Consider the following 19149-nt stretch of genomic DNA (forward strand, 5'->3'; position numbering starts at 1 on the left):
TTTTCCGGCTTACCGTGTATTTTCACCGACGCGCGGCAAACCTGTTCAACGTGTCGCCAGATTGAGCTCTGCGGAGGGTTTCCAATCAGCTCCCGACGCGTTCGTTCGCACCGCGCCGAGGAAGAGCTGGGCGCCTGGCACCTGCTGCTGCAAGAGGTCATCGCGCACCGCCGCAGCACGCTGCACAGCCAACTGGCGCATGGCGTCATCGTCGACTGGAATGCTCGCCATCAGCAATTGTTCCATCTGCGCGGCGGGGAGATCCTTGGCCAGGCCAATCAGGTTGCGCGGCTTGGCAATATCCGCGCGTTTGTAGACCGCCTCCAGCAGCGCTGGATATTCAGCGTCGGTCACCGGAGCCACATCTGCGGTAGCGGCCTGGCCACCGCGCAGTGCAACGCGTCGCTTTTCCGACTGGGTGAGGTCCCGCAGGCGCTGGCGCCGGTACGCATCGCGCTCCTGCTCCAGGCTCGACGTGCCGACCACCGTGAGCTGCAATGCCGGGCGCTCGGTCAGGGCCTTGGCGACCTTGGACAGGTTCTGGGTGGCCTCCGGCGACAGGGCTGCGCTGCCAGGGTTGAAGGCGATGGCGCCGGACTCTCCCGGTCCCCCGCCGCCGAAACCGCCGGTCAGCAGGCTGAACGGCGCAGTCACTGCCTTGACGATCAAATTGCCGAGCGCCTTGAAGATCAGCGAGCCTATGCTGAACTGCGGGTCGTTGAGCGAGCCGCTGATGGGCAGTTCGACGTCGATCACACCATTGCGGTCTGCCAGCAATGCCACGGCCAGCTTGACCGGCAGGCTGTTCGGCGCATCCTTGACCTCTTCGCCGAAGCGCAGTTGGTTGAGCACCAGCTTGTTGGTGGCCGACAGCCGCCCGTCCGGGGTGATCTTGTAGTTGACGTCCATGCTCAGCTTGCCGCGTTCGATGCCGTGCCCGGCATAGCGCACCGAGTACGGCGTGAGCGGCGCCAGGTCGAGGTCACGCATCTTGGCGGTGATGTCGAGTTCGAGCGGATTGACCAGCGGATTGATCTTGCCGGCAATGTCCAGGGCGGCGGTTTGCTGAGCCTTGCCACGCAGTTCGAGGTCGGCGAGCTGGGACTGCCCTTGCGTCGGTTGCGACGAAAAGGCGCTGAGCTTGCCGTTGAGCTCGCTCAGGTCGGCCGAATAGTTGGGTTTGACGAACTGGTCGGTGAAGTCGATCCGGCCGTTGACCAGGCTCATCGGACCGAAGTTCATGACGGCCGCCGGACCATTCTTCGCGGCCGGGTCCGGTGCGACCGTGGCCGTCGTGGTTGTCTCGCCATCGCGCTTGCGCTCGGTCACGACCTCCTTGCCGGCGACGGGCTCAGCGGCGGCAGCCTGTGCCGACTTCTTGGTGAGGCTCTGAAGATTGATGCGTCCGGTCGGCTCCACGATCACACGGGCGAAGAAATCGGTCAGCGTGGTCTCGCGCACGTCCAGCGACAGCGGCGCACCGGGCGTCATGCCCACCTGCAAGCCGCGCAGGGCCAGCACCTTCCAGCTCAGCAACTGGTTGTTGGCGCGTTCCAGACCTGGCGCGTCGGACTGCGTGAGCGATGCGCTGTTTGCGCGGAAATCCTCCAGCGAGGTGTCGCCCGCCAGCTTCAGGTTCAGTCCGGCGGGCGCCATCGCCACCCGGACGGTCCCCTTGTAACCCGCGTAGGCACGCCGAATGTCGATGTTGAGCGCATCGGCGTAGTAGGCCTTGAACGCATGCGCGGGAAAGGCCGAGACTTCCAGCCGTCCCTCGGCCGACACTGGCTGGAGCACCAGGTTGCCCTTGTAATCGAAACGTCCGGGTTCGGCACGGCCGGCACCGATGCGCCCGGACATCTGGACCGGCGACACGGCCGACGTCTGTGGCGCGAGTTTCTCGGCGCGCAGCTGCAGCGCAGTGACCTGTACCGCCACCGGTGTACCGCTGGCGTTGTCCGCAAAGGCCAACGCGCCGTTGTCGATGCCCAGGCTGCCGATTGTGAGCTGCCAGGGCTTCGCATTGGGCGCCGTGGTGTCGGTGGTACCGGATGGCGCGTTGCCGGCTGCAGCGGTGGGGGTTCCCGACGTGCGCAGCCAGTGCTCGAACATCCAGCGTCGGTCCTTGTCGCGTTCCACGCTGAATTTTGGATTCGTCGCCGTCAGGGCCGCGATGGCCAGTGTGTGACGGGTCATGTCGACCTCGGCATCGACCAGCTCGAAGCGGCCAACGCTGGCCAGCGCCGTCTTCTCTTTCGTCAAAGCCAGGTCTTGCGCTGACAGCTTGCGCGCCTTGAATCGGAGGGAGGCTGGCGCAGCCCAGGCCACGTCGATCTGGCCGCTCAGCTTGCCGTCCAGCCGGGGTTCCAGGCTCTGCGCGAGATAGGGTGCCGCCAACGACAGCGGCAGCCCCGACACGTCGGTCTGGACGTTGACCAGCCTGTCGGTCGCGTCGCCCTTGAACTTGAAGGGCGCGCCGGCAATGGTCATCGCCCCGGTGAACTGGGCGGGCTTGTCCAGCGGCCAGGCCACGCCGGTCGCCTCGATGCCGAGCTGCTTGAAATCCACCGCTGCCGCCGGCCGGGTGGTGGCATCGCGCCAACCGATCTCGCCGCCATGAAGCGCCACCTTGTCGATCTGGACGCGCATCGCCGGCCGGGCGGGCGCCGCGTCCACGGCCTTCGTGCCGGACGCGGATGGCGCGGATGGCGCGCGGACGGCGCCTGCGGCGGGCTGGGGCTTGGACGCCTCACCCGTCGCCTTGTCGACCGCGAGCAGGTTGAGCGCCCCAGCCGCGTCGCGCGCGACGGTCAGGTTCGGTGCACCCAGCACCACCTCGCCCAGGTGAATCACACCTTCGAGCGGCCGCACATCGGCCAGGTCGACCTGGAGCGAATCGAAGGCCAGCAGCTCGCGCGACCGCCCATCGGCCACCTTGACGCCATGCGCCTGGATCTGCCCCGTGACCTTCAGGCCGGTCGTGGTCGTCTGCTCGAAGTCGAGCTGGAGCTCGGCATCCAGCGTTCCGGCCTGAAGACGCGCTGGCAACCCGCCAGGCAGGTAGCCCAGATAAGGCGCCAGATCGAGGCCCTTGAAGTTCAATTGCGCTGCGGTCTTGCGGTTCGTGGCGAACGGCGTCGTCACCGCCGTGCTGTCGAAGGCACTGCCGTTGAGCTTGAATGCGAGCTTGGGCTCGGTCGTAACGTCGCGCTTGGAAGCCAGGTTGCTCAGGAACGGCACATTCACCACCAGATCGCGCAGTTCCTGCTTGCTCTTGACCGTCTGGTCGTCGAAGTCGATCGAGCCGCCTGACAACGCAATGTTGTAGAGAGCGAAACGCGGCATCTCGCTCTTGGGTGCGTCAGGCGGACTGGCAAGCCGGGCCAGGACGTCGTCGATGTCCAGGCTGCCGTCCGCACGGCGGGTCAGCCGCACCACCGGTGCGGTGACCTGCACGGCATCCACCACGGGAGCCAGCCGCAGGACGGACTGCAACTCAGCGTCGGCGTAGATGCGCTGGACGGTCACCTGCGCTGAACTGCCATCCGCGCTGGCAATGCGCAGGTCGTTGAGCGCGAGTTCGAGCGTCCAGGGCTTGAAGTCGACCTTCCCCACCGTGACCTGCCGCCCCAGTTTGGCAGTTGCCATCTTCTCGATCTGATGGCGCGCGATCGGGGGTACCGCCAGCCAGGTCACAAGCCAGAACGCGAGCAGACCCAGAAGCGCAATACCGGTACGTCTGATCCATTTGTTGCTTGTCCATGATGCGGCTTTCATCGCATGAGTGTGCCGCAAACCTGCCGGGATGCATGCCGGCCCTGCCGGACAAAACAGGTGCCGTGCGCACTATGTCCAGCCATGAAACAAGAAAGCCCGGCAGTGAGACCTGAGGTCGTGCTGCCGGGCTCGATGGCGGGCCCAAGACCCATGCCATCTTTTCGCGCGACCGGAAGTTGAATCGTTCCAGTCAGGCTGGCAGCAAGGGATTGCCGCCGAGGTTACCTCGACCGTCGCGCGTCGGGATGATTCCCTGTCGGCTTGGATCTCGGTGAATGCGTGAAGCAATCACGCAACCGCAGATTAGGCCTTCTCTGGTGCCTTTGCAACGCTCGCGCGAGTGGCTTTTTCAATCGGAAGGGGCCTCTCGATGAAGGGCAACTTTTTTGCATCCAATTGCAAACCAACCCTTGGGCCACTCCATTTCCACATAAGAAATCAATTCCTTATGCTTGACCCGGTATTTAGCGCCTCCTAGAATGCGGCTCGCCCCGCCTCCACATGACCGGCCCGGGCCCTTGAAATCCGCCGCCGATCCTTCGGCCCGATCAGACTGCCGCGCTCATACCCCTCCTTGCGCGGACCTGATCCCTACCAATCCAAGCGTCACCAGCTTCGTTCATCGCCTTCCCTGTGCAGGCAACGACCGGGTGCCGCATAAGAAAGGAAAGAGCGATGTCACAGGCTTTTGAAGCCACGGCAAAAGGTCTTAGAACCTTCGCCTCCGATGTAGCCGATGGCTTCTTCGAAATCACCCACAACGGTTTTGCGTTGTTGGGGTTGTCGACCGTGTTCGTCTGCCTGGCCCTCATGGCCCGGCCCGATCTTCGCCAGACCGGTGAAGTCCACCTGATGGGCTGGCTGCAGTCGCGCATGCCGGCGCCCGAAGCCACCGCGCTGCCGCCCAATGCCATCGAGCGCACAACGGCCTCCAGCCCGCTCGAACTGCCCAAGCAGCAGGCCGCCGTCGCTTATTGGCTGAGCAAAAAATACCGCGTGGCTGCAGAACCACTGAGCGTGCTCGTCGCAGAAGCCTATGAACTCGGCAAGAAGACGAAGCTCGACCCCACGCTGATCCTCGCGATCATGGCTGTCGAGTCCAGCTTCAACCCGTTTGCACAGAGCCACGTGGGTGCGCAGGGCCTGATGCAAGTGCTCACGCGTGTGCACGGCGACAAATATGAAAGCGCTGGCGGCACGCTCGCGGCGTTCGACCCGGTGACGAACATGCGCGTGGGCGTCAAGGTGCTCCAGGAATGCATTTCGCGCGCCGGCTCGCTCGAAGGCGGCCTGCGCTATTACGTCGGCGCGGCCAACATGGCGGACGACGGCGGCTACGCTGGCAAGGTCATGGCCGAGCATGAGCGGCTGCGTCAAGTGGCCGGGGGCCGCGCGCCGTCCACGTCGATTCCGGCAACGCCGTCCATGCGCACCCAACCGCCAGCAGCCACTTCGCTGCCCGTGGCGAAGGCCCAGGAGCTTCCAGCAGCGGACAACACCACCAAGGTGGCTTTGCTTGCCGGGTCCTGACACCCGCGGCTGACGGACACGGGTCGCGCAGCCATTTCCTGCCAGGCACACAAAGGCAAGGCTCGGGTACACTGGTGGGGTACGCGACTGGCGATAGGCGCAGACCTTTTCAGGAACTTGCGCTGACGTGGACTCACCACTGGGAAGCGTGCCGCTCCATCTGACCATGGGGCGATCAGCCGTTCGCCTGGGCAGCCCTTGTTTGCTTGAACAACAAGGACCACCGTCTTCAAAGGACTGCCATGTACCACCGCGACATCCTGGTCGAACAGACCGATCCCGAACTCTGGGCCGCCATCCAGGCCGAGAACGCCCGCCAGGAACACCACATCGAGCTGATCGCGAGCGAAAACTACGCCTCGCCGGCCGTCATGCAGGCCCAGGGCTCGCAGCTCACCAACAAATACGCCGAAGGCTACCCCGGCAAGCGCTACTACGGCGGCTGCGAGCATGTCGACGTGGCCGAGCAGTTGGCCATCGACCGCATCAAGCAGATCTTCGGTGCCGACGCCGCCAACGTGCAGCCGCATTGCGGCGCCTCGGCGAATGAAGCCGTGATGCTCGCCTTCCTGAAGCCTGGCGACACCATCATGGGCATGAGCCTGGCCGAAGGCGGCCACCTCACCCACGGCATGCCCCTCAACATGAGCGGCAAGTGGTTCAACGTGGTGAGCTACGGCCTGGACGCGAACGAAGCCATCGACTACGACGCGATGGAGCGCAAGGCGCACGAACACCTGCCCAAGCTGATCATCGCGGGGGCCTCGGCCTACTCGCTGCGCATCGATTTCGAACGCTTCGCCAAGGTGGCCAAGGACGTCGGTGCGATCTTCATGGTCGACATCGCCCACTACGCCGGCCTGGTGGCCGCGGGCGTGTACCCGAACCCGGTGCCACATGCCGACGTGGTCACCTCCACGACCCACAAGAGCCTGCGCGGCCCGCGCGGCGGCATCATCCTGATGAAGTCGCAGCATGAGAAGGCGATCAACAGCGCCATCTTCCCCGGACTGCAGGGCGGCCCGCTGATGCACGTGATCGCAGCCAAGGCCGTGGCCTTCAAGGAAGCGATGGCGCCCGAGTTCAAGGCGTACCAGCAGCAGGTGGTCAAGAACGCGCAGATCGTCGCCGAGACGTTGACGCAGCGCGGCCTGCGCATCGTGAGCGGCCGCACCGAAAGCCACGTCATGCTGGTCGACCTGCGCTCCAAGGGCATCACCGGCAAGGAAGCCGAAGCGGTGCTGGGCAGCGCGCACATGACCATCAACAAGAACGCGATCCCCAACGATCCGGAAAAGCCGATGGTCACCAGCGGCGTGCGCATCGGCACCCCGGCGATGACGACGCGCGGCTTCAAGGACGAGGAAGCGCGCCTGACCGCCAACCTGGTGGCCGACGTGCTCGACAACCCGCGCGACGCAGCGAACATCGAGGCCGTACGCGCCAAGGTGCACGCCCTGACGAGCCGGTTCCCGGTCTACCGCTGAAGAACGTGGCCCCCACGCTCGGCACGTCGTGTCCTCGCTGCTCCCCGAGGGGGCAGCGCTCGCCTTGGGGCAGCCCGGCGCCGGGCGACAAGGCTGCATGAAGTGCCCTTTCTGCGGTCACGCCGAGACGCAGGTCGTGGAGACCCGCGTCTCGGAAGACGGCGATTTCGTGCGTCGCCGCCGGCAGTGCGCCGCCTGCGAGAAACGCTTCACGACCTACGAGCGGCCTGACGTCAACTTTCCGGTCGTGGTCAAGAAGGACGGCAGCCGTGCCGACTTCGATTCGACCAAGGTGCGGGCCTCCATGATGCTGGCGCTGCGCAAGCGGCCGGTGAGTGCCGAGCAGACCGACAAGGCGCTGCTGCGCATCGAGCAGGAACTGCTGTCGAGCGCGCGCCGCGAGATCGATTCCAAACAGGTGGGTGAACTCGTGATGCGCGAACTCAAGAGCCTCGACAAGGTGGCCTACGTGCGCTTTGCCTCGGTCTATCGCAGCTTCGAGGACATCGACGAATTCCGTCAATTGCTTCGCGACATTTGACCGGAAATCGACCTTCGTAGCCCGCGCTGCAAGGCCATAACGCGCTGGCGTCTGGCATCGTGCAGGCATGCACCAGACGAATGCCCCACCCTGCACCGCGTCGCTCGAATGCCGACGCCATGAGGGGTTCGCGGCCCTGGAATGGCTGGTGGTCGTCGCCATCACGGCGCTGTTGGCCGCTGTCTCGCTACCGGCTTTTCAGGCGGTCATGGACCGCCACCGGGTGCGCCTGGCCGTCGAGGAACTGACGGCATCGCTCTATCTGGCACGCGTCGAAGCCTTGCAGCGCGGCGGCGAAATCGTGATGCGGCGCGCACCCGTTGACAGCTGCTCCAGCGCCATCCAGCCCGGGCACTGGGACTGCGGCTGGATCGTTTTTGCAGACCTGAACGACAACAACCTGCTGGACCGGGGCGAACAGCTGCTGCAGACCGCGCCCCGCACGGACGGTGTCTCGATCTACTTCACCGCCAACCATGCCGTGATGGCCGTCGACCGGCAAGGCCAGTTCAACGGCAGCGGGTCGATCAGCTTCATCGTCCGGCCGCTGCGCGACGCGCGCGCGTCCCACACGGTCGCGCTGTGCATGACGAGCGGCGGCAGGCTTGCCACGCGGCAAGGCGTCACCGCATGCTGAGCCGCCAACCCAGCCCCCACCGATCGGACTCCGGGAGCGCCATGCTCGAAGCCCTGGTCGCGCTGCTGGTTCTTGCGGTCGGCGTGCTGGGCCTGCTGGGGGCGCAGTTGCACACCCTGGTCGACATGCAGGGCAGTGCATACCGTGCGCAGGCACTGCATGTCATCGACGATCTGGCGGAGCGCACGCGGGACAACCCCGAAGGCTTCGCCGCCCTGGGACGCTATGCCAGCGACTGGAACACGGGCGCGTCCGCTCCCGGCGACTGCACCGCGCAAGCCTGTTCCCCCGCCAAACTCGCGGCGTGGGATCTGGCCGACTGGCGAGCGTCGGCGTCGGGAGCCCTTCCCATGGGCCGCGCGCAGGTTTTTCTTTCACCGGACGAGGAAGCCGTTGCTGCGCAACGCAGGCAGCTTGGCGTGATGGTGGGGTGGCGCGCGAACGACCGCTCCAGCACGTCCGACGCGGACATGGCACGCCCCTTCCAACTGCAGGCAGGGCCGGTCGAATGCCCCGCCGGTTTGATCTGCCACCTGGTCTATGTCCAACCCTGAGGCCGTACGCCGCCCCGGCAGGCACCAGCGCCCGCGCGGTCTTGCACTGATCGACATGCTCGTGGGCCTGGCACTGGGTGCCATGGTGATCGTCGCCGCACTCGGTGCGCTGAGCATGGCGCGACAATCATCAGGCAGCGTGGGTGACCTGCACCAGCTGCACACGCAAGGCGCTTTCGCACTGCGCGTGATCGGACGGCATGTCCGACAGGCCGGCGCGCTCGAGCCCACCCACGACCCGGCGTCCGGCCTGCACGTGTTCGATGACCGCCTGATCGGATTCGCGGGAGGGTCGAGCCTCGTTGCAGGCAGCGATGGCGCGGGCACGGAGCCGGACACGCTGTCGGTCAGCCACCAGCCTGCCGCGGCGTCGGACGCGCATCGGCTCGACTGCCTGTCAGAAGTCGTGCGGACCGGCGAACGCATTGACAGCACCTTCTTCCTGCGCCGCGGCGAGCTGCGGTGCCGCACGGCCTCCAAGAACCAGGCGCTGATCGGGCAAGTCGCCGACTTCCAAGTCATGTACCGCGTTCGCAACGCCTTGCAAGAAACCCGGCGGCTCAACGCCTCGCAGCTCACAGCGCAGTCGCTGTGGCGCGACGTGCGCGCGGTGGAGGTCTGCATCGACCTGAAGGGCGACCTGCCCGCTGCAGCCGCTGGCAACGACAGCTACCGAGACTGCCGCGGGGCTGATGTGACTCGCACCGGACGGCAACGGCTGGTGCTGCGCCAGGTGTTCGCCCTGCGCACTTCGACGGCGCCATGATGCGCAACGCCGATCGACCAAGCCATCGCCGCGCAGCCTGGCGCGACCAGCAGGGTGCATCCCTCCTCACGGTGATGGTGCTCCTGCTTTTGTCGCTGTTGCTCGTCCTGGGGGCTGCACGAACGGCGCTCTTTCATGAACGGATCACCGGCATCGACAGCGATGACCAGCGCGCGCAGGAGGCCGCGCACGCCATGCTGCGCGATGCGGAGTTCGAGGTGCGCGGCGAGCACCCCGACGGCACCGCCTGCGCCGACGCCTCGCATGTCGGCTGCCGGCCACGCCGGCTCGACGTCGCAGCCGGCATCGCCTTCCTGCCCGAAAACCTGCAGGACTGGCAGGACCTGCAGCGCGCACTGGCCACGCGCACGCCGTCCTGCGTGGCCGGCGTGTGTGTGGCCGACCATGTAGCGCCCGCTTTCTGGAACACCGCCACGGGTGCGAGCGGCCTCGACGCCATGAAGGCCGTCGCCGCGACCTATGGCCAATACACCCGCGCCACCGGCGGGGCCGTGGGCAGCCCGCTGTTGCGCAACGACGCCGGGTCCACCGCGCGGGCCTGGTACTGGATCGAGGTGCTGCCGTACGACATGGCCGCCACCCTGGACGGCGGCAATGCCCATCGCCTGGCGCCGGATGTACAGCGCCCTTTCATCTACCGCATCACCGCGTTGGCGCAGGGCCTCAAGCCAGGCACCCAGGCAGTGCTGCAGTCCATCGTGGTCTGGAAGGCCGATGCATCCTGATTCCTTTCGCACTCGCTTCGTCATGCGTCGCACCACCCTGCTCCCTTTTCGCCTGCGCATTCGACGCCCTGTGGTCGAGCTGCTGTGCGCGCCTGTTTGCGCGCTCCTCTGCACGCAGGCGCCGGCTTCCGCAGCGCCCCTGCACTTGAGCACATCGCCGGATGTGGCGACGCCGGAGCGGACGGGATGCGCGCCCGCATTTCTCTCCGGCATGGTCGCCAGCGCCAGTACGACCCGAACCGACTCGGTCGGCTTCGTCGCCAGCTACGACCCGGGCACCTGGAGCGGCCAGGTGACCGCCTACCAGATCACCGCCCAGACCGGCGCAATGTCGACGACCGGACGCTGGGGCACGCAACCGGCCACGGCCACGCAACCTGCGACACCGGTGAGCACCGCGTCGCGACTGGACGCAGGCGACGTTGTGCCCGATGCACGCACGGTGCTGTCGTCCCGCGCCGATGGCGCTGCCGTCCGCGGCATCGCCTGGACCTGGGATGCGTTGTCCGCCGCGCAGCAGGCGTCACTGGGGTCGGTCGGCGGCAAACCCGACGCGCAGGGCGGACAACGGCTGGCCTACCTGCGCGGCGAACGCAGCCAGGAACACCGCGCCGGCGGCATGTTCCGCGACCGCGACTCCCGGCACGGCGACATCGTGAATTCGCGGCCCTGGCTCCAGCCGGGCCAGCCCGCAGACGGCCATGCCGGCAACGATTACGCCGCGTTCCGCACCCGCCATGCGGGCCGCACGCCCATGCTCTACGTGGGCGCGAACGACGGCATGCTGCATGGCTTTGCCGCTGAAGATGGCCGCGAAAAGCTTGCCTACGTGCCGCTGGGCCTGTACCCACGGCTCGCGCGGCTGAGCACGCCAGGCTACACGCACAGCTATTTCGTCGACGGCTCTCCGTTCACCGCTGACGTGTTCGTCGCGGGCGCCTGGAAGACCTACCTCGCCCTCTTCCTGGGTGCTGGAGGCAGGGGCTATGCCGTTCTGGACGTGAGCGAACCTGCCCGCTTCGCCACTGCCGCGCCGGAAAACCTGCTGGTGCTCGACCAGACCGCCACCACGGACGCCGACCTCGGCCACGTGTTCGCAGAACCGGTGCGCGAGCGCGGCGACCCCACGCTCACACGCCAGATCGCCCGGCTCAACGATGGCCGCTGGGCCCTGGTGATCGGCAACGGCTACAACAGCGCATCGGAGAAGGCGGTCCTTCTCGTGCAGTACCTCGACGGCGACCGCGAGATCCGCCGCATCACCACCCCGGCGCAGGCTGGCGATGGCCACAACGGCCTGGCGGCGCCACGCCTGATCGACCTCAACGGCGATCTCACGCCCGATGTCGCCTACGCGGGCGACCTGCAGGGCCGGCTCTGGAAGTTCGACCTCAGCAGCGCGAACGCAGACGAATGGCAGGTGGCTTTCGACGGTCAGCCATTCTTCACGGCCATGGTGCCCGACCTTCCCGGCGTGCCGCAGCCGATCACGAGTGCACCGGCCTGGACTGCGCATCCCGAGGGCGGGCTGACCGTCGTCTTCGGCACGGGCCGCCTGCTCACCGACGACGACCGCAGCGATCGAGCGTCGCAGAGCGTCTATGGCCTGCATGACGACACCCGCATCAGCCGCGCAGGGGGCCGCGTGACCTTCGGCCGCAGCAGCGGCCCCATTGCCGGCGGGCGGGACCAGCTCACCGGCCAAACGCTCAACCCGGCGACCGGCGCCAGGACCCCAGCGCTTGCAGCGCTGTCGTCCACCGCCGTGGCCTTCACCGGTGATGCACGCCGGCGCGGTTGGTACCTGGACTTGCCGGCCGGCGAACGCGTGATCGCGAACCCCACCTGGTTCGACGGACAACTGGTCGATGTGCCGAGCATGCGTCCAGACACACTGCGCATGCCGCGCGAAGCCAGTTCGCACAGCGCCGGCAGCTGTCCGACCGCCGACACCACGGCCCAGGGCGCCCGGACCTTTCGCACGACGCTCAATGCCATCGACGGCCAGGCGCCGCGCTCACGCCTCTACGCCGACGACACAGCCAACAGCGCCGGTGGATTTGCATCGCGCGACGGCAGCGGCATCGGCGTGGATCTGGCGGATTCCGCCACGCACCAGGCCATCGCCGTCTGTCCGCCCGGCCAGACCTGCGTCACGCGCCTGCTGCGCGGCCGCACGCTCCTTCGTCCAAGCTGGCGGCAACTGCAATGAACACCCCCGTCTCCCGGACGTGCCGACAGGTGCGCGTGGCTGGTTTCACTCTGATCGAAATGCTCATCGCCGCGGCCATCGTGGCAGTGATGTTCGCCATCAGCCTGCCGCGCTACCAGGAACATGTGCAGCGTGCGCATCGGGTCGAGGCGCGCACCGGGCTCCTTCAAGCGGCCCACTGGCTCGAACGCGTTGCCACCGCCCAGGGCACCTACCCGGTGAGCGAAGATGGCGCGAGCGTGCTGCCCGCTGCGCTGCGTGGCGTGCCCGGCGGCCGCTATGCCATTGCGCTGGAGGCCTCGACGCCCTCGGCCTACACTCTGGTGGCAGAACCCCAGGGCGCCCAGTCGGCGGACGCGTGCGGCCGATTCACGCTGGACCAGACAGGTGCGCGCGGCGTCGTCCACGCCGGTGTGCGCGGCGACACCGACCAGGTCGCCGCCTGCTGGGGCCGTTGACCGCCGGGGCGAAGGCGCCGGCAAATCCGAGATTTGCGTTGACCCTTTCGATTTCCCCCTCCTCCGCTTCATCCGGTTCCTCCGCGTCCTCCGACGGGCTTGAGGACACCATGGCCATCGGCGTCCCGATGGCACAGGCCCTCGCACTGGCCCGCGCCGCGCAGCGCATCGTGCCGCCCAACCCGGCCGTAGGCTGCGTCATCCTTGCGCCGGACGGCCGCCTGCTGGGCCAGGGCCAGACCCAGCGCACCGGCGGCCCGCATGCCGAGGTCATGGCGTTGCGCGATGCGCAGTCCCGAGGCCATTCGGTGGCCGGGGCCACGGCGTATGTCACGCTGGAGCCCTGCGCGCACCATGGCCGCACGGGCCCCTGCTGCGATGCGCTGATCGCCGCAGGCATCGGTCGGGTGGTCGCCGCACTGGCCGACCCCAACCCGCGCGTTGCAGGCCAGGGTTTCGAACGCCTGCGGGCGGCCGGTGTCGCGGTGGAGGTCGGCCCGGGCGCTCGGGCCGCACGCGAACTCAACATCGGTTTTTTCAGCCGCATGGTGCGCCAGACGCCCTGGGTGCGAATGAAAGTGGCTTCGTCGCTCGACGGCAAGACCGGGCTGCACAACGGCGTGAGCCAGTGGATCACCGGCCCGGCCGCGCGCACGGACGGCCATGCATGGCGTGCGCGCGCCGGTGCCATCCTGACCGGCGTGGGCACGGTGATCGAGGACGACCCGATGCTCGACGTGCGCCTGGTCGAAACCGACCGCCAACCGCCGCTGGTGGTGGTCGACAGCCGCCTGCAGACGCCGCCGACGGCGCGCATCCTCTCCGGCCAGCGCCCCGTATGGATCTACGCAGCCAGCCGCGACGAGGCGCGCGCTGCGGCGCTGGAGGCGCGCGGCGCCACCGTGGTCTGCCTGGCCAACGCCGACGGCAAGGTCGACCTGGCCGCCATGCTGGCCGACCTGGGCCGGCGCGAGGTGAATGAACTGCACGTGGAGGCTGGCCACAAGCTCAACGGCTCGCTGCTGCGCGAACGGCTGGTCGACGAACTGCTGCTGTACCTGGCGCCCAAGCTCATCGGCAGCGGGCTCGACATGGCCAGCCAGAGCCAACCTGGCGGCCCGCTCACCGAGCTGACAGGCGCGCTGCCACTGGAATTCCGCAGCGTCGAAATGATCGGACCGGATCTGCGGATCGTGGCACGGGTGGCGGGCCGGGACGAATTCTGACCCGCGAATTGCATGTCCTGCGCGCACTGGCACGCCGTGGGGCGCCCGCTGGTGCGAAAATGCGCGGATGTTCACCGGAATCATCACCGGCGTGGGGCGCATCGTCGCCGCACGCGACCTTGGCAGCTCTTCGTCCTACGGCAAGCGGCTCAGCATTTCAACGCCCGAAGGTTATCTCGACGACGTGGGGCTGGGCGACAGCATTGCGCTCAACGGCGCCTGCATGACGGTCACCTCGCTCGATCTGCCCGCGCGCCAGTTCACGATCGACATCTCCGCCGAATCGCTCGACAAGACCGCGGGGCTGGCCGAGCCAGACGGCCAGGTCAACCTCGAGAAGGCGCTGCGGGCGCACGACCGCCTGGGCGGACACATCGTCTCGGGCCACGTCGACGGCATCGGCACGGTCAGCCGCTTCGCACCGATCGGTGAGAGCTGGGAACTGCGCGTGCTCGCGCCCCATGCGCTGGCCCGCTTCCTTGCCTACAAGGGCTCGATCACCATCAACGGCGTGAGCCTGACCGTCAACGAGGTCACCGACGTGGCTGAAGGCAGTGAGATGAGCATCAACCTGATTCCGCACACGGTCGAGAACACCGCGCTCGGCACGCTGCGCGAAGGCAGCACAGTCAACCTCGAAATCGACACGGTCGCGCGCTATGTGGAGCGCATGCTGCAAGCCGGCATGCTCCCGGGCGCAGGCGGTGCCTCCCAGAAAGACAACAACACATGAACGCATCCGTCACATCCATCGGGGTGCCCCGCCCCACGCGCGCACCCGCGCCCGTGTCGCCGATCGAGGAAATCGTCGCCGATATGGCCGCTGGCCGCATGGTGATCCTGGTGGACGAGGAGGACCGCGAGAACGAAGGCGACATCGTCATTGCCGCGGATCACATCACGGCCGAATCGATCAACTTCATGGCGCGGCATGCGCGCGGACTGATCTGCCTGACGCTGTCGCGCGCCATGTGCGAGCGCCTGAACCTGCCGCCAATGGTCTCGCGCAACGGCGCCAAGCATTCGACCGCTTTCACGGTGTCGATCGAGGCGGCCGAAGGCGTGACCACCGGCATCTCGGCGGCGGACCGTGCGCGCACGGTGCAGGCGGCCGTGGCCTCGAACGCCGTGGCCGCCGATCTGGTGCAGCCTGGCCACATCTTCCCGCTGCAAGCCGTCGACGGCGGCGTGCTCATGCGCGCGGGCCACACCGAAGCCGGCTGCGACCTCGCCGCCATGGCCGGCTGCTCGCCCGCCTCCGTCATCTGCGAGGTGATGAACGAAGACGGCACGATGGCTCGCCTGCCCGACCTGCAGATCTTCGCGGCCGAGCACGGCCTGAAGATCGGCACCATCGCCGCGCTCATCGAACACCGCAGCCACACCGAATCGCTGGTGGAGAAAGTCGGCACCCGCGAGATCCAGACCGCCTGGGGTGCCTTCACCGCCCACGCCTTTCGCGACAAGCCCAGCCACGGCGTGCACCTGGCGCTGGTGCGCGGCAGCTGGAACGCGGACGACACGGTCGTGGCCCGCGTGCACGAGCCCCTGTCGGTGCTCGATGCACTGGAAGTCAACCGATCGCTGCATTCCTGGGGGCTGGACGCCAGCCTCGCCTACATCGCCAAGGAAGGGCGCGGCGTGGCCGTGCTGCTGAACTGCGGCGAAACAGGCAACGAATTGCTGGCCCAGTTCGAAGGCACGGCGCGGCCGGCGCAGGCGCCCGAGCGCGGCCGCATGGACCTGCGCAGCTATGGCGTGGGCGCGCAGATCCTGCGCGAATGCGGCGTGCACAAGATGCAGCTGCTGGGCACGCCGCGCCGCATGCCGAGCATGGCCGGCGGCTATGGCATCGAAATCACCGGTTATATCCAGAAGGACTGAACGTGTTGCACGCAAACAAGGGCGCTGAAGCGCCACTCGACGGCCAAGGCCTGCGCATCGGCATCGTGCAGGCGCGCTTCAACGCCGACATCACCGATGCACTGGCCGCGGCCTGCCTGGCCGAGCTCGAAGCCATGGGCGTCGCGAACACCGACATCGACCACGTGCGCGTGCCCGGCGCGCTCGAAGTGCCGGTCGCCTTGCAGGCGCTGGCAGAGCGCGGCGGCTACGACGCGCTGGTCGCGCTCGGCTGCATCATCCGCGGCGAAACCTACCACTTCGAGCTGGTGGCCAACGAATCCGGCGCGAGCGTCAGCCGCATCGCGCTGGACCATCAGCTGCCCATCGCCAATGCGATCCTCACCACCGAAAACCTCGAACAAGCCGTGGCCCGCCAGACCGACAAGGGCCGCGACGCGGCCCGCGTCGCCGTCGAAATGGCGCGCCTGATGGCCACCCTTTCATGACCGAAGAAACCTCCCAGACCTCCCCCGGCAAGCCGCCACGCCAACCCCGCACGGGTCTCACGAGCACGGGAGCGCGCAAGGCATCGGCCAAGTCGAACCGCAGCCGGGCGCGCGAGTTCGCCCTGCAGGCGCTCTACCAGTACCTCGTGGGCCACAACGACCCGACCGACATCGACCATTTCACGCGCGACCTTGCGGGCTTCCACAAGGCCGACGCGGCGCACTACGACGCACTGCTGCATGGGTCGATCAACGAAGCGGCCGAGCTCGACGCGCTGATCCTGCCATTGCTCGACCGCAAGATGGAGGAGATTTCGCCCATCGAACATGCGGTGATGTGGATCGGCGTCTATGAATTCCGTCATTGCCTGGACGTGCCCTGGCGCGTGGTGCTCAACGAGTGCATCGAGCTGGCCAAGGAGTTTGGCGGCACCGACGGCCACAAGTATGTGAACGCCGTGCTCAACGGGCTGGCGCCCACGCTGCGCAGCGCCGAGGTCGAAGTCGACCGCGCCAGCGGCAAGGCCCGCGCCTGACCATGCGGATCAGCCAACGCGCCGAAAGGATCGAACCCTTCTACGTGATGGAGGTCGCCAAGGCGGCCCAGACCATGGCGCGCGAGGTGGCCCACACCGACCGGCCGATGCTCTTCCTGAACATCGGGGAGCCCGACTTCACTGCCCCGCCGCTGGTGCAGGAAGCCGCCGTGCGCGCGGTGCGCGCCGGTGCGACCCAGTACACGCAGGCCACGGGCCTGTCCGAACTGCGCGAACGCATCAGCGGCTGGTACCGCCAGCGCTTCGGCGTGGAGGTCCCCGCACGGCGCATCGTCGTCACCGCAGGCGCGTCGGCCGCGCTGCAGCTGGCTTGCCTGACACTGGTCGAGGCCGGCGACGAGATCCTGCTGCCCGACCCGAGCTACCCCTGCAACCGCCACTTCGTGACCGCCGCGGGTGGCGATGCTGTGCTGGTGCCGACAACGGCCGCTGAACGCTTTCAGCTGAGCGCCGAGAAGGTCGAGGCCGCATGGACCGACAAGACACGCGGCGTGCTGCTGGCGTCGCCTTCCAACCCGACCGGCACCTCGATCGCGCCCGATGAACTGCGGCGCATCCACGAGGTGGTGACGCGGCGCGGCGGCGTCACGCTGATCGACGAGATCTACCTCGGCCTGTCCTATGACGACGCCTTTGCGCAGACGGCGCTGGCCATCGACGACCAGGTCATCAGCATCAACAGCTTCAGCAAGTACTTCAACATGACCGGCTGGCGGCTGGGCTGGCTGGTCGTGCCCGAGGCGCTGGTGCCCGTGGTCGAGCGGCTGGCGCAGAACCTGTTCATCTGCGCCAGCACGATCTCGCAGTACGCGGCGCTCGCCTGCTTCGAGCCCGAGAGCATCACCGAATACGAGCGACGGCGTGCCGAGTTCAAGGCGCGGCGCGACTGGTTCATTCCGCAGCTCGACGCGCTGGGATTGAAGGTGCCCGTGATGCCCGATGGTGCCTTCTATGCCTGGGCCGACTGCAGTGGGATGGCGGCGAAGCTGGGTGTATCGGGCAGTTGGGACTTCGCGTTCGAAGTGATGAAGCGCGCCCACCTGGCGATCACGCCCGGGCGCGACTTCGGCACGGCCGACACCGGCCGCTTCGTGCGCTTTTCCACCGCGAGTTCGATGGCGCATCTCGAAGAATCGATCGCGCGGCTGCGCGCGCTTGCAGCATGAGCTATGCACATCCGATCCGCATCTACTGGGAGGACACGGACGCTGGCGGCATCGTGTTCTACGCGAACTACCTGAAGTTCATGGAGCGCGCGCGCACCGAGTGGTTGCGTTCGCTGGGCGTCGAGCAGCAGGCGCTGCGCGAGGCGACCGGTGGCATGTTCGTGGTCAGCGAGACCCAGCTCAAGTACCATCGGCCTGCCCGGCTCGACGACGAGCTGCTGGTGACCGCCGAGCTGCGCGATTTGGGATCGGCCTCCATCATCATCGCGCAGCGCGTCCTGTCCAAGGCGCAGCCGGACGTTGTTCTGTGCGAAGGCACCATCCGCATCGGATGGGTGAACGCCGCCACACTGCGGCCCGCACGCATCCCTGCACAAATTTCGGGAACCCTCGAGGGCTATTGCAGCTCCATGTCTCAACCTATCAAGCCATGAATCAAGACCTCTCGATCATTACCCTCCTGCTCCACGCGAGTTTCGTGGTGCAACTCGTCGTGCTGCTGCTGGTGGGCATCTCCATTGCCAGCTGGACGGCGATCATCCGCAAGCACTTCGCGCTGCGGCGCATGCGTACCCTCAACGACGAGTTCGAACGCGACTTCTGGTCGGGCACCAGCCTGAACGAGCTGTTCGCCTCGGCCGCACAGAATGCCAAGCTCGCCGGCCCGATGGAACGCATCTTCGCCTCCGGCATGCGCGAATACCAGAAGCTGCGCGAACGCCAGATTTCCGATCCGAACACGCTGCTCGACGGCGCCCGCCGCGCCATGCGCGCGAGCTTCCAGCGCGAACTCGACGTGGCCGAGCAAAACCTGTCTTTCCTGGCAACCGTCGGCTCGGTGTCGCCTTACGTGGGTCTTTTCGGTACCGTCTGGGGCATCATGCACGCCTTCACCGGCCTGGCTTCGCTCACGCAGGTCACGCTGGCCACCGTGGCGCCGGGCATCGCCGAGGCGCTGGTGGCCACGGCCATCGGGCTGTTCTCGGCCATTCCGGCGGTGGTGAGCTACAACCGCTTCGCCCGCGAAATCGACAAGATCGCCATCTCGCTGGAGACCTTTACCGAAGAGTTCTCCAACATCCTGCAGCGCAATCTCTCCGTGCACCAGCCGTCCGCCAGTGGCGCGGTGGCGGGCCGCTGA

The 19149-nt window shown here is 67.2% G+C and carries 18 protein-coding genes and 1 riboswitch; of the genes, 17 read left to right on the plus strand and 1 reads right to left on the minus strand.

The genetic code is table 11. The annotated features are described in order from the left end of the window. Window positions 1–45 precede the first annotated feature (45 nt). Complete coding sequence (locus J2W36_RS24480; protein WP_442478272.1) at window positions 46–3777, minus strand: DUF748 domain-containing protein; 3732 nt, start codon at window positions 3775–3777, stop codon at window positions 46–48. Window positions 3778–4452: 675 nt separating this feature from the next. On the opposite strand from J2W36_RS24480, the gene J2W36_RS24485 reads away from it, so the two are divergent. The 17 genes from J2W36_RS24485 (at window position 4453) to tolQ (ending at window position 19149) form a co-directional block, all read left to right on the plus strand. Next, a complete protein-coding gene (locus tag J2W36_RS24485) occupies window positions 4453–5307 on the plus strand; it encodes a lytic transglycosylase domain-containing protein (RefSeq protein ID WP_307692393.1) in 855 nt (284 codons plus the stop codon). A gap of 73 nt (window positions 5308–5380) precedes the next feature. Next, window positions 5381–5507, plus strand: a riboswitch (ZMP/ZTP riboswitch). Between the two features lie 42 nt (window positions 5508–5549). Beyond that, window positions 5550–6794 (plus strand): serine hydroxymethyltransferase, encoded by a 1245-nt coding sequence (gene glyA / locus J2W36_RS24490; protein ID WP_307692394.1) that lies wholly within the window; start codon window positions 5550–5552, stop codon window positions 6792–6794. 97 nt (window positions 6795–6891) lie between these two features. After that, a complete protein-coding gene (gene nrdR / locus J2W36_RS24495) occupies window positions 6892–7335 on the plus strand; it encodes a transcriptional regulator NrdR (protein WP_307692395.1) in 444 nt (147 codons plus the stop codon). A gap of 67 nt (window positions 7336–7402) precedes the next feature. Further along, window positions 7403–7972: a GspH/FimT family pseudopilin gene (locus J2W36_RS24500; RefSeq protein WP_307692396.1), complete on the plus strand. Its 570-nt coding sequence runs from the start codon at window positions 7403–7405 to the stop codon at window positions 7970–7972. Window positions 7973–8013: 41 nt separating this feature from the next. Beyond that, window positions 8014–8526, plus strand: a complete 513-nt coding sequence (pilV, locus tag J2W36_RS24505) for a type IV pilus modification protein PilV (protein ID WP_307692397.1) — start codon at window positions 8014–8016, stop codon at window positions 8524–8526. Next, window positions 8513–9292 carry a PilW family protein gene (locus tag J2W36_RS24510; RefSeq protein ID WP_307692398.1) on the plus strand — a complete coding sequence of 260 codons (780 nt, stop codon included), beginning with the start codon at window positions 8513–8515 and terminating at the stop codon, window positions 9290–9292. The genes pilV and J2W36_RS24510 overlap by 14 nt, the downstream gene beginning before the upstream one ends. Then, on the plus strand, window positions 9289–10038 hold the full coding sequence (locus J2W36_RS24515) for a pilus assembly PilX family protein (RefSeq protein ID WP_307692399.1): 750 nt from the start codon (window positions 9289–9291) through the stop codon (window positions 10036–10038). The genes J2W36_RS24510 and J2W36_RS24515 overlap by 4 nt, the downstream gene beginning before the upstream one ends. Before the next feature lie 22 nt (window positions 10039–10060). Next, window positions 10061–12250, plus strand: a complete 2190-nt coding sequence (locus J2W36_RS24520) for a pilus assembly protein (protein ID WP_307692400.1) — start codon at window positions 10061–10063, stop codon at window positions 12248–12250. Beyond that, complete coding sequence (locus J2W36_RS24525) at window positions 12247–12708, plus strand: type IV pilin protein (protein WP_307692401.1); 462 nt, start codon at window positions 12247–12249, stop codon at window positions 12706–12708. The genes J2W36_RS24520 and J2W36_RS24525 overlap by 4 nt, the downstream gene beginning before the upstream one ends. A gap of 110 nt (window positions 12709–12818) precedes the next feature. After that, window positions 12819–13934 (plus strand): bifunctional diaminohydroxyphosphoribosylaminopyrimidine deaminase/5-amino-6-(5-phosphoribosylamino)uracil reductase RibD, encoded by a 1116-nt coding sequence (gene ribD / locus J2W36_RS24530; protein WP_307692402.1) that lies wholly within the window; start codon window positions 12819–12821, stop codon window positions 13932–13934. A 67-nt stretch (window positions 13935–14001) separates the two neighbouring features. Further along, on the plus strand, window positions 14002–14667 hold the full coding sequence (locus J2W36_RS24535) for a riboflavin synthase (protein WP_307692403.1): 666 nt from the start codon (window positions 14002–14004) through the stop codon (window positions 14665–14667). Beyond that, window positions 14664–15818 (plus strand): bifunctional 3,4-dihydroxy-2-butanone-4-phosphate synthase/GTP cyclohydrolase II, encoded by a 1155-nt coding sequence (gene ribBA, locus J2W36_RS24540; protein ID WP_307692404.1) that lies wholly within the window; start codon window positions 14664–14666, stop codon window positions 15816–15818. The genes J2W36_RS24535 and ribBA overlap by 4 nt, the downstream gene beginning before the upstream one ends. Window positions 15819–15820: 2 nt before the next feature. Further along, on the plus strand, window positions 15821–16285 hold the full coding sequence (gene ribH, locus J2W36_RS24545) for a 6,7-dimethyl-8-ribityllumazine synthase (RefSeq protein WP_307692405.1): 465 nt from the start codon (window positions 15821–15823) through the stop codon (window positions 16283–16285). Continuing rightward, on the plus strand, window positions 16282–16821 hold the full coding sequence (nusB, locus tag J2W36_RS24550; RefSeq protein ID WP_307692406.1) for a transcription antitermination factor NusB: 540 nt from the start codon (window positions 16282–16284) through the stop codon (window positions 16819–16821). Before ribH ends, nusB begins: the two co-directional genes overlap by 4 nt. Window positions 16822–16823: 2 nt before the next feature. After that, the gene (locus J2W36_RS24555) at window positions 16824–18008 is read left to right on the plus strand and encodes a pyridoxal phosphate-dependent aminotransferase (RefSeq protein WP_307692407.1); all 1185 of its coding nucleotides are present in this window, start codon (window positions 16824–16826) and stop codon (window positions 18006–18008) included. Continuing rightward, a complete protein-coding gene (ybgC, locus tag J2W36_RS24560; protein ID WP_307692408.1) occupies window positions 18005–18442 on the plus strand; it encodes a tol-pal system-associated acyl-CoA thioesterase in 438 nt (145 codons plus the stop codon). The genes J2W36_RS24555 and ybgC overlap by 4 nt, the downstream gene beginning before the upstream one ends. Beyond that, the gene (gene tolQ / locus J2W36_RS24565; protein WP_307692409.1) at window positions 18439–19149 is read left to right on the plus strand and encodes a protein TolQ; all 711 of its coding nucleotides are present in this window, start codon (window positions 18439–18441) and stop codon (window positions 19147–19149) included. The genes ybgC and tolQ overlap by 4 nt, the downstream gene beginning before the upstream one ends.

It is taken from the genome of Variovorax ginsengisoli (genome assembly GCF_030811835.1).
In the GTDB taxonomy this organism is placed as follows: Bacteria; Pseudomonadota; Gammaproteobacteria; order Burkholderiales; family Burkholderiaceae_C; genus Variovorax; species Variovorax ginsengisoli_C.

What these genes read in the sequence shown, in the direction of transcription:
- J2W36_RS24480 (WP_442478272.1), bottom strand. Translation starts at nt 3,777, where the DNA reads ATGAAAGCCGCATCATGGACAAGCAACAAATGGATCAGACGTACCGGT.
- J2W36_RS24485 (WP_307692393.1), top strand. Translation starts at nt 4,453, where the DNA reads ATGTCACAGGCTTTTGAAGCCACGGCAAAAGGTCTTAGAACCTTCGCC.
- glyA (WP_307692394.1), top strand. Translation starts at nt 5,550, where the DNA reads ATGTACCACCGCGACATCCTGGTCGAACAGACCGATCCCGAACTCTGG.
- nrdR (WP_307692395.1), top strand. Translation starts at nt 6,892, where the DNA reads ATGAAGTGCCCTTTCTGCGGTCACGCCGAGACGCAGGTCGTGGAGACC.
- J2W36_RS24500 (WP_307692396.1), top strand. Translation starts at nt 7,403, where the DNA reads ATGCACCAGACGAATGCCCCACCCTGCACCGCGTCGCTCGAATGCCGA.
- pilV (WP_307692397.1), top strand. Translation starts at nt 8,014, where the DNA reads ATGCTCGAAGCCCTGGTCGCGCTGCTGGTTCTTGCGGTCGGCGTGCTG.
- J2W36_RS24510 (WP_307692398.1), top strand. Translation starts at nt 8,513, where the DNA reads ATGTCCAACCCTGAGGCCGTACGCCGCCCCGGCAGGCACCAGCGCCCG.
- J2W36_RS24515 (WP_307692399.1), top strand. Translation starts at nt 9,289, where the DNA reads ATGATGCGCAACGCCGATCGACCAAGCCATCGCCGCGCAGCCTGGCGC.
- J2W36_RS24520 (WP_307692400.1), top strand. Translation starts at nt 10,061, where the DNA reads ATGCGTCGCACCACCCTGCTCCCTTTTCGCCTGCGCATTCGACGCCCT.
- J2W36_RS24525 (WP_307692401.1), top strand. Translation starts at nt 12,247, where the DNA reads ATGAACACCCCCGTCTCCCGGACGTGCCGACAGGTGCGCGTGGCTGGT.
- ribD (WP_307692402.1), top strand. Translation starts at nt 12,819, where the DNA reads ATGGCCATCGGCGTCCCGATGGCACAGGCCCTCGCACTGGCCCGCGCC.
- J2W36_RS24535 (WP_307692403.1), top strand. Translation starts at nt 14,002, where the DNA reads ATGTTCACCGGAATCATCACCGGCGTGGGGCGCATCGTCGCCGCACGC.
- ribBA (WP_307692404.1), top strand. Translation starts at nt 14,664, where the DNA reads ATGAACGCATCCGTCACATCCATCGGGGTGCCCCGCCCCACGCGCGCA.
- nusB (WP_307692406.1), top strand. Translation starts at nt 16,282, where the DNA reads ATGACCGAAGAAACCTCCCAGACCTCCCCCGGCAAGCCGCCACGCCAA.
- J2W36_RS24555 (WP_307692407.1), top strand. Translation starts at nt 16,824, where the DNA reads ATGCGGATCAGCCAACGCGCCGAAAGGATCGAACCCTTCTACGTGATG.
- ybgC (WP_307692408.1), top strand. Translation starts at nt 18,005, where the DNA reads ATGAGCTATGCACATCCGATCCGCATCTACTGGGAGGACACGGACGCT.
- tolQ (WP_307692409.1), top strand. Translation starts at nt 18,439, where the DNA reads ATGAATCAAGACCTCTCGATCATTACCCTCCTGCTCCACGCGAGTTTC.